Source organism: Flavobacterium koreense (assembly GCF_054776075.1).
This window is the reverse complement of record NZ_BAAHCF010000029.1, coordinates 640619-652592: the sequence shown is the minus strand read 5'-3', so window position 1 is coordinate 652592 and position 11974 is coordinate 640619. Positions and strand designations below refer to the sequence as shown.

General features: G+C 33.1%; 10 protein-coding genes. 9 read left to right on the top strand and 1 reads right to left on the bottom strand.

Annotated features, from left to right (window positions below):
- Window positions 1–1668, top strand: coding sequence for a putative transporter (locus ACYU7A_RS11340; RefSeq protein ID WP_460576622.1), 1668 nt, complete (start codon window positions 1–3; stop codon window positions 1666–1668).
- 22 nt (window positions 1669–1690) lie between these two features.
- Here ACYU7A_RS11340 and ACYU7A_RS11335 read toward each other — a convergent pair whose 3' ends face one another.
- Window positions 1691–2143, bottom strand: a complete 453-nt coding sequence (locus ACYU7A_RS11335) for an Lrp/AsnC family transcriptional regulator (protein WP_396147651.1) — start codon at window positions 2141–2143, stop codon at window positions 1691–1693.
- 206 nt (window positions 2144–2349) lie between these two features.
- Here ACYU7A_RS11335 and ACYU7A_RS11330 point away from each other — a divergent pair, with 206 nt between their 5' ends.
- From ACYU7A_RS11330 to ACYU7A_RS11295, 8 genes are all read left to right on the top strand, one after another.
- Window positions 2350–3552, top strand: a complete 1203-nt coding sequence (locus ACYU7A_RS11330) for an aminotransferase class V-fold PLP-dependent enzyme (RefSeq protein WP_460576619.1) — start codon at window positions 2350–2352, stop codon at window positions 3550–3552.
- A 520-nt stretch (window positions 3553–4072) separates the two neighbouring features.
- Window positions 4073–4282, top strand: coding sequence for a helix-turn-helix domain-containing protein (locus ACYU7A_RS11325; protein ID WP_374550950.1), 210 nt, complete (start codon window positions 4073–4075; stop codon window positions 4280–4282).
- Entirely contained in the window at window positions 4279–6357 is a 2079-nt protein-coding gene (locus ACYU7A_RS11320) for a DNA methyltransferase (protein WP_460576617.1), read from the top strand. Before ACYU7A_RS11325 ends, ACYU7A_RS11320 begins: the two co-directional genes overlap by 4 nt.
- Window positions 6358–6360: 3 nt before the next feature.
- The gene (locus ACYU7A_RS11315) at window positions 6361–9237 is read left to right on the top strand and encodes a type III restriction-modification system endonuclease (RefSeq protein ID WP_460576616.1); all 2877 of its coding nucleotides are present in this window, start codon (window positions 6361–6363) and stop codon (window positions 9235–9237) included.
- Window positions 9230–9610 (top strand): hypothetical protein, encoded by a 381-nt coding sequence (locus ACYU7A_RS11310; RefSeq protein ID WP_460576615.1) that lies wholly within the window; start codon window positions 9230–9232, stop codon window positions 9608–9610. The genes ACYU7A_RS11315 and ACYU7A_RS11310 overlap by 8 nt, the downstream gene beginning before the upstream one ends.
- Window positions 9611–9638: 28 nt before the next feature.
- Window positions 9639–10055 carry a hypothetical protein gene (locus ACYU7A_RS11305; protein WP_460576613.1) on the top strand — a complete coding sequence of 139 codons (417 nt, stop codon included), beginning with the start codon at window positions 9639–9641 and terminating at the stop codon, window positions 10053–10055.
- A 171-nt stretch (window positions 10056–10226) separates the two neighbouring features.
- Window positions 10227–11207 carry a kinase gene (locus ACYU7A_RS11300; RefSeq protein WP_460576612.1) on the top strand — a complete coding sequence of 327 codons (981 nt, stop codon included), beginning with the start codon at window positions 10227–10229 and terminating at the stop codon, window positions 11205–11207.
- 225 nt (window positions 11208–11432) lie between these two features.
- The gene (locus ACYU7A_RS11295; protein ID WP_460576611.1) at window positions 11433–11960 is read left to right on the top strand and encodes a hypothetical protein; all 528 of its coding nucleotides are present in this window, start codon (window positions 11433–11435) and stop codon (window positions 11958–11960) included.
- The last annotated feature ends 14 nt before the right edge of the window (window positions 11961–11974 follow it).

Below are 11974 nucleotides of genomic sequence, written 5' to 3'. Positions count from 1 at the left end.
ATGGACTGGATAATTGATTTATTTACAAAGCAATCTTTTGCTCAAACGGTGATAATATTCGGTTTAGTCATTGCCTTTGGTATTTGGTTTGGGAAAATTAAAATCTTCGGAATTTCTCTCGGAGTGACTTGGGTACTTTTTGTTGGATTACTATTCTCTTACATTGGTATTTCAGTCAATCATGAATTACAAGATTTCTTGAAAGAATTCGGATTGGTATTATTTGTTTACACTCTTGGATTGCAAGTAGGTCCAGGTTTCTTTGCCTCTCTCAACCGAAACGCTTTGGTTACTAATATGCTAGCAGCATTAGTTGTTATTTTTGGAGTAGCTACAACCTTAATTCTATATTATTTATCTACCAATCCCATATCAATCATGACAGGGATTATGAGTGGTGCTGTTACTAATACGCCTGGTTTAGGAGCGGCTCAAACTACAATTACCAATCTGCATCATGTAACAAATGATAATTCTCTAGTTACTTTAGCATACGCAGTGGCTTATCCTTTTGGGGTTTTTGGGATAATTATCTCAATGGTAGTTTTAAAGAAAATATACAAAGTTGATATCGAACACGAAACCGAATTGCAAAACAAACTCAACAATCTAAGAGAAGATAAAGTCATTTCTAAACATTTGAAATTGGAAAACAAACAATTGATAGGAAAACCTATTAGTGCCATTTTTGAAATGATTAAAACACCTATTGTCGTTTCAAGAATGTTTCATAAAGGAATCATTATTACACCTACTCCTAAAGAAATATTGTCTGAAAATGATGTTTTACTGATTGTTGCTCAAAAAAATACTTTCGATCAATTACATCTTCTTATAGGTTCTGAAAGCGATATGAATCTTAAAACCGCTATTGATAGCAAATTAGTTACAAGTCATGTTGTTGTTACCAACAAAGAAATTACACACAAAAGATTGGGAGATATTCCCGAATTTCACCAACACGATTTTACTTTTACAAGATTGTATCGTGCCGGAACCCAAATGGTGCCTAATGGAAACATAGCTTTACAACTTGGAGATACTGTGAAAGTCGTTGGAACGCAAGAAGGTTTAGAAAGAGTAACCAATGTATTAGGAAATTCCCTAAAACGATTGGAAGTGCCTGACATCGCTCCTATTTTCATCGGAATTGTATTAGGAATTATTGTCGGAAGTATTCCATTTCAAATTCCTAACATTCCGGTTCCTGTCAAAATTGGTTTGGCTGGCGGACCATTAATTATTGCTTTATTACTAAGTCGTTTTGGAAACAAATTCTATTTGAACAATTACACAACAAACAGCGCCAACTTGATGATAAGAGAATTAGGAATTACCTTATTCCTTGCAAGTGTGGGTTTAAGTAGTGGTTCTAAAATCGCGACTGCATTTGAAGGTGGTAATGGATTCTACTGGATAGCTATTGGTATCGTAATTACTATTCTTCCTTTGTTGCTTGTTGGTATAATTGCGAAAAAATACTTCAAGAAAAACTATTTCGAAATCTGTGGATTATTGGCTGGAGCTTCAACAGATCCACCTGCATTGGCTTTTGCTTTGAAAATGGCAGGCAATGATATTCCGTCATCAACCTACGCAACTGTTTATCCTTTAACAATGATTATGCGTATTGTAGCGGCACAACTGCTAATTTTAATGTTCACCTAATAATAAAATTTACAAAACAGTATCACAATACAAATGCGGTACTGTTTTTTACTTGTCCAATCATGAAAGTACTGTGCGTACTACCAATATGATTTAAGGTAGTAAGTTTTGTTACCATAAACTCTCGGTATTCTTCCATGTCTTTTACACAAATTTTTAGAATGTAATCATAATCACCACTAACGTGAAAGCATTCCAATACTTCGTCCAATTTTACTACTTCGCTTTCAAATTTTGTCAAGAAATCTTTAGAATGTTGAATAAGCTTGATATGACAAAACACTACAAATCCTTTGTCTATTTTATTTCTGTTTAGTAAAGCTACATACTTGTCAATAATTCCTTCTCGCTCTAACTTTTTGATTCGCTCATAAACAGCTGTTACTGATAAATTCAATTTTAAAGAAAGTTCTTTAGTAGTTTTCTTGGTATCCTCTTGCAAAAGCTGAAGGAGATTTTTGTCGATAGTATCCATGGAAATTAAAAATTTGAAGTTTTCAAAAATCTATAAATTAAAATTTATGGCTTCAAATTTAGTTATATTTTCATTATAAAATAGTTTTTATAGTTTTAAAATCTAATTAATTCAATTACTATTGACTTTTAATCTAATATTAATCAATTTTGAAATCAAATAAACAAATTCACAACCGATAACCGACAACAAAAAAAACTAAAAACATGAACAACTTCAACCCAGCCGATAAAATACAAGATTTACAATATTTTGGAGAATTTGGTGGTGTTAACCCATCTATTTCTGATAGTTCTACTTATACGTTTCTTTCTGCTAAAACGATGTTTGATACTTTTGAAGGAAATGCTGAAGGATGCTATTTATATTCGCGTCATTCTTCTCCAAGTAATTTGTATTTAGACAAAGCTATTGCAGCTATGGAAGGTACAGAAGCGGCTAATGTTTCTGCCTCTGGAATGGGAGCAATTACTCCTACTCTTTTGCAATTGTGCAGTCAAGGAGATCATATTGTTTCTAGCCGAACTATCTATGGTGGAACGTATGCCTTTTTGAAAAACTTCACACCAAAATTTGGCATTAAAACATCCTTTGTTGACATTACCAAACTTGACGTTGTAGAAGCTGCTATTACGCCAAATACCAAAGTAATTTATTGCGAAACCGTAAGTAATCCGTTGCTTGAAGTTGCCGATATTACAGGTTTGGCTAAGTTGGCTATCAAACACAATTTGAAATTAGTTGTAGACAATACCTTTTCGCCTTTGTCGGTAGCTCCTGCCAAAATGGGTGCCGATATTGTCATTCATTCCTTAACCAAATACATCAATGGAAGTAGCGATACTGTAGGTGGTGTAGTTTGTGGTTCAAGAGAATTCATCAACAGTTTGAAAGATGTAAACTCAGGAGCAAGTATGCTTCTTGGACCAACAATGGACAGCTTGAGAAGTGCCTCAGTAATGAAAAACTTACGCACACTTCATATCAGAATGAAGCAACACAGCTACAATGCCATGTATTTGGCTACCAAATTTGAAAACGATGGTTTGAAAGTAGTCTATCCTGGTTTAGCAAGTCATCCAAGTCATCAATTGTATGCTAGTATGATTAATCCAGAATATGGTTTTGGAGGCATGATGACTGTTGACGTTGGTACAATAGACAAAGCCAACGAATTAATGGAGTTAATGCAAGATAGAAATCTAGGTTACCTTGCTGTAAGTTTAGGATTCTACAAAACCTTATTCTCAGCACCAGGAACATCAACCTCCTCAGAAATTCCTTTGGAAGAACAAAAAGAAATGGGACTAACCGATGGACTAATTCGTTTTTCAATTGGTTTAGATAACGACATTGAACGCACCTACCAAATGATGAAAGAATGTATGGTGGAATTGGGAGTTTTGTAAATAGTACTTCGGTAAATACAGATTTATACTATTTTTAACTACTTTTACTATTATTATAAATTTTGACTTTTTCATCCTAATACAACCTAAATTGGGTGTATTAGAATGATAATATCAGACTTATAAACTAGTTATAAGCAAGCCTAAAAGACGACAGTGCAAACAAAAACAGACGACTAAAAACTGAACATTAACACAAAAGCAAACCATTTCGACAAGTGACCGACATACAGACCATATTTCAAATGGACAATGAGTAAGCCGACACTGATTGCCGACCCTTCTGTATTTTTTATTTTCCCCACCGCACATTTTTTATAATTCAATTTTAGCCAGCCGCACAAATGGCACATTGGCTTTTGCCCCTACCGCACAAGCCGACCCTTCGGCAAAAGCCAAAGAGCCATTTTTTGCCAACGCACCTTTAAGAATGTTGAAAATTTTCTGATTACTTTTTATCTTGCAAAATGAGATATAAAATATTTAAAAACTATATTTGCGACTTGAATCATTTGAACAAATGAACAGAATAAAAGAAGTGTTGGATGAAAAAGGCATTAAGCAGACTTGGCTTGCCGAGCAATTAGGCAAAAGCTATAATATGGTAAACGCTTATGTGCAAAACAGACAACAACCACGAATAGAAGTTCTTTACGACATAGCCAAAATATTGGACGTAAACGTGAAAGACCTCTTAATTGACAACGACATTAAAAAGAATAAGAAATGAGCAAGGAACAAAAAATAACGAACGACATAAAAGTGCCAAACAAAGATTTGGAAGCATTAAGATTAAACTTTCCTCATTGCTTTGACAAAGATGGAAACTTTCAATTGGAAAAGTTTAAAGCCAACTTGACTGAAAAAGAAATCAACTTTTCTACTGAGAGTTACGGTTTAGACTGGCTTGGAAAATCGTATGCACGGCTTTTGGCAAGCGACCCAGCAACTACTTTGCTGAAAGCAGACGAAACTCATAATAGCAAACCCGAAAATGCTAATTCTGAAAACTTGCTCATAAAAGGCGACAACTTGGAAGTGCTGAAACACCTTGCCAACGCATATTACGAACAAGTAAAAATGATTTACATTGACCCGCCTTACAATACAGGAAGTGATGGGTTCACATATCAAGACGATAGGAAATTTTCCGCAAAAGAACTACAAAACTTAATTGGTGTTGATGCTGAAAAAGCTAAACGCATCTTAGATTTTACGCAAGGAAAGAGCAACAGTCATTCTGCTTGGTTGACATTCTTATACCCTCGTCTATACATATCCAAACAACTACTTAAAGATGAAGGAGTAATCTTTGTTTCGATAGATGATAATGAAGTAACACAACTTCGAATGCTAATGGACGAAGTTTTTGGTGAAGAGAATTACATTGGCACCTTCATAATCAATTCTACTCCAAACGCAAGAGATTATGGTCATATCGGAAAAATGCACGAATACTGTATTTTCTATGCAAACAAACTAAACAAAACAGAGACTAATCTACTAGAAGATAAGAACAAGAGATTTACATTTAAAGATGAAAAAGGCGGATTTAATGTTCATCCTCTTTACAATAGTAATGTAGCTTTTACGCCTGAAAATCGTGAAAATTTATATTACCCTTTTTATCTTAATCCTGAAAAGCAATTATCAGAATTAGGTGAAGAGTTCTATGAAATAAGTTTGACTAAAAATGAAAATCATATTGAAATTTATCCGCCAAAATCTGTAAAAGATGGTGTTCAGTTTGTTTGGCGTTGGGGACAACCAAAATCACTTGGTGAATTAAATAAGGAAATTGTAGGCTATTTAACAGAAGACGAAGAATATAGAATAGTTCAAAAAATGCGAACGTCTGAAAAGTTGATTCGTTCAATTTTATCTGACAAAGAATTTTCAAGCAGAAGGGGAACAGCAGAAGTTGAAAAAATATTTGGCAAAAAAGTGTTTTCATTTCCAAAACCAATTGAACTACTTAATAACCTAATCAAAGTTGCAACGGATAAAGATTCTATAGTTTTAGATTTTTTTGCAGGTAGTGGAACAACTGGTGATTCCTTATTCCAGATTAATAGTGAAGATGGCGGAAATAGAAAATTTATATTGGTTCAAATTCCTGAATTAATTGACCAAAAACAAAATAAGGTTGGATATAATTTTGTAAAAAAGGAATTAGGAATTGACACTCCAACAATTTTTGATATTACAAAAGAACGAATAATTAGAGCAGCTAAAAAGACTAAAGATGTTTTAATCCCAAACAAAATCAATGAAAAAGAAGCTGAATTAAAGGAGCTTGAAGGGAAATTAGACTTAGAAGGGAAAGAAGAAAAAATCAATCTGCTCAAGACAGAAATAAAATCACTTAAACATCAAGACCTAGGTTTCAAAGTCTTTGAAACTATTCCTATTTGGGAAGATTACAATTTTGAAGCAGAACAGTTTGATACATCGCAAACCATTTTTGATGCAGGAAAACTGACTGAAGAAGATATAAAGGCATTGCTTGTTACCTGGAAAACAAATGACAATATTTCCCTTTCGCAAGAATTAGAAATTGTTGATTTAGGCGGTTACACTGCTTTTTACGGCAATGGAAAATTGTATTTGTTGCACAAAAACTTTACAACCGAAAATTTGAAAGCCGTTTTAGAAAAAATTGATACAGATAAAACATTCAATCCTACTTCAATCATTGCATTTGGTTATCACTTTGAAAGTAAAAATTTGCGAGAACTCTCGGAAAACGTGAAACAATACGCCAACAAAAAGAAAATTGATATTGACTTCATAACAAGATATTAAGCAATGAAAGGATTTAATTTTGAAAAGAACTTAAACCACCAGACACACGCAGTAGATAGCACTATTGGCGTGTTTCAGGATATTTCTCTTATTCAGGCAACCGAAACGGATAAAAATTACATCAACCCTGCATTTGATTTTCAAACCGGAAACACTTATCCAAACAACATAAGAACAATTAAGGAAAATAACGGTGGCATAAGCGAAAAAATAAAACGTGACAGCAACATCATAGATATTATGATGGAAACAGGCACGGGCAAGACCTATACTTACACAAAAACTATTTTTGAACTCAACAAACAATACGGAATTTTCAAATTTATTGTTGTAGTTCCAACGCTTTCTATCAAAGCGGGGACAATAGATTTTTTGAAATCAGACAGTAGTCGTGAACATTTTAAAGAGCAATACGGAAAAACCTTGCATTTGCACGTTGTAGAAAGCTTAAAAAATGTAAAAAGCAAGAAGTCCTATATTCCTCCAGCCGTTACAAGTTTTGTCAATTCGGGCAATTTTGAAAAAAACAGCATTCAGGTTTTGATTATCAACGCAGGTATGATAAACTCTGATACTATGCAAAAAAGTTTTGACAAAGGTTTGTTTGATAAATACACCGTTCCGTTTGATGCCATTGGAGCAACTAAACCGTTTTTGATTATTGACGAACCACACAAATTTGGAACAGGAAACAAAACGTGGGAGAACATTCAGAAAATGAAACCGCAATTTATTTTGCGTTATGGTGCTACGTTTCAAGGTTATGAAAATCTGATTTACACTTTGACAGCCGTTGATTCGTTCAATCGAAATTTAGTGAAAGGCGTAATCGGACACATTACAGAATTTGACAGCGGTAAAAATGCAATTGTAAAGTTTATTGATTCAGACGGAACAGAAGCAAGTTTTGAATTAAACGAAAATGATAAACGCAAAACGATAAAGCTTAAAAAGAAAGACAGTTTACAAACAATTCATTCTGAAATGAGTGATTTGACAATTGAAAATCTGAACAAGAGCACGATTGTTTTATCAAACGGATTGGAAATGAAAAAAGGAGATAAAATCAATCCTTATTCGTATGCCGAAAAGTTACAGGAAACAATGATTCAAAAAGCAATTAAAAAGCATTTTGAACTTGAAAAGGAGTTTTTGACGAGAGATGTAAAAATAAAACCGCTAACGCTTTTTTTTATCGACAATATTGATGAATACCGAAATAAAGACGGTTATATCAAAAAAACGGTAGAGCAATTAGCAAAGGCTGAAATTGAAAATTTGCTGAAAGTAGAGCAGGACGTTTACTATAAAGCGTTTCTTGAAAAATCATTGACAGATATTTCAGCAATACACGGTGGTTATTTCTCAAAAGACAACAGTGAAAAAGACGAAGTAATTGAAAAGGAAATAAACGAGATTTTGCACGATAAACAAGAAATGTTGAGTTTGGAAAATCCAAGACGTTTTATTTTTTCAAAATGGACATTGCGTGAAGGATGGGATAATCCAAATGTTTTCCAAATTTGCAAACTCCGAAGCAGCGGAAGTGAAATTTCAAAATTGCAGGAAGTTGGACGTGGTTTGCGATTACCAGTAAATGAATACGGCAATCGTGTAAAAGATGAACAGTTTTATCTCAACTATTTTGTTGACTTTACCGAAAGTGATTTTGTTGATTCTTTAGTAAATGAAATCAACTCGAAATCTGGTGCAATTTCAATGGAACAAACGCCTGATAAACTTTCTACTGAAATGATTAAGAAGATTTGCGAACTCTACGAAACAACTGAAGAAGACCTATTGCAAATTTTAGACGATAATGATGTAATTAAGCGAAACAACGATTTTAAAGAAAATGGTTTCACATACATCAAACATAATTATCCGAAAATCTTTGAAGGTGTAAATTCTACGAAAGTTCGGAAAGCAACAGACGATAAAAAGAAAATTACAGTAAGAACAGATAAATACAGTGAGTTAAAAGCCCTTTGGGAAAAACTCAACGAAAAAGTAATTTTGGAATACAAGTTTGATAAAGAAGCCGAATTTAAAAACCTGTTTACCGAGTTTTTGAAAGCACAAAAGGGCAACTTTACAATAGACGGAGTAAGTGAACGAGTTGCAAAAGTTGAAATCAAAGATGATAGAGCTATTGTAAACGAAGCAGAATCAATCTATGGACGAAATGTCGCAACTATTTCAACAATGAAATACAGCGACTTTCTGAAAGAACTTTCAAAAATTTTAAATATCAATCTTGCAACAATTCATCAATCAATTATTGATGCAGGAACAGACATTAACAAACATTTGAACCCAACAACTTTGCGAATTATCAAAGATAAATTTGACCATTTCCTAATGGCAAATGCTATTGATAAATTCAGTATTGAATACAAAAAGGTTTCAAATAACATTCACCCAACTAAACTGACAGACGAAAAAGGAAATGTTTTATCAGAAATTTCCGCTTCTGATATTGGTATTTTCTTTTCAGATGAAGATGTGGCACAGTCTTATTTCTTTGACGAATTGTATTACGATTCTGAATTAGAAATGAAAAACATCAAAACAGAAATCAACGAAGTTATTGTATTTACGAAAATCCCGAAAAACTCAATCAAAATTCCTGTTGCAGGTGGCAAGACTTATTCGCCTGACTTTGCTTACGTTTTAAAATTCAAAGATGGCAAACAGAAATTAAACTTCATTGTAGAAACCAAAGACGTTGGAAGTGATGACGGTCTTCGTGAAGAAGAAAAAGCGAAAATTAAACACGCAGAAAAATTCTTTGGCGGACAAGTAAAAATTGAATTTAGAAAACAGTTCAGCAATAACAAAATTGTTGACTTAATAAGAGAACTTTCAATTGATGAATAAAGTAACAAGGATAAGCCAACACACAGGTGTAAGCACATTTGCAAGCCGCACAAGCCCAAGCACAGACCAAAGCTTGCAAAAGAGCTTCCACCTTTCCCACCCAGACAAAATTGAATTAAAAAAAATCTCCTTCCCTTCTGAAAATAAAAAATACCCGACCGCACAACCCGACACGACAAAGACAGCGAAACGTAGTATTGACAATGGTTTGCAAGGACGGTGGACAGAAGGCCAGCTTATAACAGCGGTTTGGCGTAATGGCGGGTTCGGTGCTTCGTATGTCAGTTTTGTGGTAGGTTCAAGTGCGGTTCTTCGATTGAACTTTTGTGCTAAAAATCCGCCACTACGCCAAGCCGCAAAACGTTGGCAGTAATTTTATCAAAACAAAAAAAGTAAATATTATGATTGATATAAACCACCCAAATTCTCAGTTCATTTTTGAAGCTTCTGGTTATACCGATAGAATAAAAAATTATTGTCGAATTTATATAAATGAGTCTTTTGAACAAAGAATAATTACATTCGAAAAAATGAAACAGGAATGTTTAAATCTAAAAACATTTTCTGAAGAACATTTTAAAGATAGAACAAAAGATATTTATGATGTTACCCAAAAACTTATTTCAGAAATTGATTCGTTACAAAAGATTAATAATGAAACAACAATTGGAAACTGTAAAGTTTGTGACAATAAACTTAAAACTTTTGACTCAAGGGTAAAGGAAGTAGGATTTATAACTATTTGTAACAATTGCCCAACAATAATTTATGAATTAACAAACAACTTGGAAGGACTTACCGGAGCTGCTTGGATATAAAAACTACTGCCAACAGCGGTTTGCTTCAATGGCTTGGTTCGGGATTTATTTGGAAAAGCACAGCAATTTAATTTAAAGTTTTTTCTATATTTGTAAAGGCTTGGTGTTAAATAATCGCCACTAAAGCAAGCCGCGAAACGTTGGCAGTAAGTTTACCGAAAAACCTTAAAAATGGACAAAATATTATACTTTCCTTATATCAATTTACCAAAAACAAGTTGGACAGTTAGAACTTTACTTTATTACGATAATATCGGTTCAATAGTTCCTACTGATTATTTCTATAATCCAGAAAGAAATTACGAGCCATTCATGTTAGAGCTAGTTAGAAGTGGATTAGTTATTCCTATTGACCCAATAGAAACTTTAGAATTTCCTTGGGGAATGAGTACACCATTAGTAGAATTTTTCCAAAGTCCATATTTTCGATTAAACTATAAAATACAATGCTTTTTAAATGGTAGAGTCAGTAGAATTCATGCACAAAAGTTTGACGGTCAAATTTTTTATAGTTTAGAACAAATAGGTTTAGCTAGACGACTAGATAATGATTGGTACTTCGTAGAAACATCAGCAGCAGAATATTTAATGAAATATTTGGCAACAATAATAAGTACAAAACTTGAAATGCTTCCAACAACGGATACTTTCAGAAGGAGTTTTATGTCAAGAAATTTGGCAAATCAAAACAAAAAAAGAGAAACTATACTTTCAAGATTAATTCCATTTCCTGAAGAAATCAATTTACCCAAATTGCTTAAATTCAAGGAAAAACATAATGACCTTTTAAAATCATTTAAAAATAAAGTTGAGCAAATTGTTCTCGACGAAAATATAATTGAAGGAACAGAATTATTTAAAACAAAAATTGAAGAATTGGAGATTGATAAAAATGAACTTTCAATAAAAATGAATGAGAGTCAATTTAATAATGTTTTTTTTGGTTCAGTTTGCGGAATTATCGGAGCTGCTCAAGGTTTTGCATCAACTGAAAATACGACAGGAGCAGTAATCGGTGCATTACCAGGATTTGCAAGTGCTATTCATTCTGCATTAAAAATCGAAAGAGCAGAAAATTTATTTGACCAAAGCGGAATGAAATATTTAGCTTTAGTTGATAGACAGTTAAGAGATTATAATAGAAATAACTAATAAAACCTACTGCCAACACCAGTTTTCGCCTATTGCTGGGCTTGCGCTTGCTATTTTGTTCTTCGTGGAAAATAATCTGGTGACTACAACTATATCTTTCTAAGAAAAATTGTAGCTTTGTTTTGGTCAGTGTTCGCAGCAGCAACAGAGCGAAAGCTGGGGAACGTTAGTGGCTATTTTTGCCCAACAGAAAAACCAATTAGTAAAACAAAAATATTAATCAAAATGAATAAATTATTAATTGTTTTTCTTGTAACATTAATTCTAAATTCTTGCGACAAAAAAACGGAAACTGAAAAACTAGCGGAGTTTGACAAAAATGGAAAACTAATTGTTTACAGCGAAGAAGTTTATGCAAAAATGTGGGTGAAAAATAAAAACTTAAAAGTTACTGTTATAGATACATTTTGTATAAACCAAAAGTCTAAAGCATTAAAAGACATCAAAAATGGAAAATTAATATACTTTGGTTTTCATCCAAGAGAGTTTCCTAAGATGACTAAAATATTAAGTCAATTTGGAATTGAAACAAAAGAACATTTGGGACGATGTGTAAGAATGGGTGGATTTGAACCTTATTGCTATCAAGAAGAAATGTATAAAGAAATTAACAGAAAATATGGCGAAAATTTTATTGATTCAATTTTTAAAGTTGCTCAAAAAGAGTTCATAATAGAAAATCCAAACGTTGAATATATGGCAGATGGAATTGATTTAAGAAAAAAGATTCTTGAAGAAAACAACATCAAATAACAACAGTAACAAGA

Bases quoted from the DNA above. Each gene is read 5' to 3' on its own strand.
- ACYU7A_RS11340 (WP_460576622.1), top strand. From the start codon at position 1: ATGGACTGGATAATTGATTTATTTACAAAGCAATCTTTTGCTCAAACG.
- ACYU7A_RS11335 (WP_396147651.1), bottom strand. From the start codon at position 2,143: ATGGATACTATCGACAAAAATCTCCTTCAGCTTTTGCAAGAGGATACC.
- ACYU7A_RS11330 (WP_460576619.1), top strand. From the start codon at position 2,350: ATGAACAACTTCAACCCAGCCGATAAAATACAAGATTTACAATATTTT.
- ACYU7A_RS11325 (WP_374550950.1), top strand. From the start codon at position 4,073: ATGAACAGAATAAAAGAAGTGTTGGATGAAAAAGGCATTAAGCAGACT.
- ACYU7A_RS11320 (WP_460576617.1), top strand. From the start codon at position 4,279: ATGAGCAAGGAACAAAAAATAACGAACGACATAAAAGTGCCAAACAAA.
- ACYU7A_RS11315 (WP_460576616.1), top strand. From the start codon at position 6,361: ATGAAAGGATTTAATTTTGAAAAGAACTTAAACCACCAGACACACGCA.
- ACYU7A_RS11310 (WP_460576615.1), top strand. From the start codon at position 9,230: ATGAATAAAGTAACAAGGATAAGCCAACACACAGGTGTAAGCACATTT.
- ACYU7A_RS11305 (WP_460576613.1), top strand. From the start codon at position 9,639: ATGATTGATATAAACCACCCAAATTCTCAGTTCATTTTTGAAGCTTCT.
- ACYU7A_RS11300 (WP_460576612.1), top strand. From the start codon at position 10,227: ATGGACAAAATATTATACTTTCCTTATATCAATTTACCAAAAACAAGT.
- ACYU7A_RS11295 (WP_460576611.1), top strand. From the start codon at position 11,433: ATGAATAAATTATTAATTGTTTTTCTTGTAACATTAATTCTAAATTCT.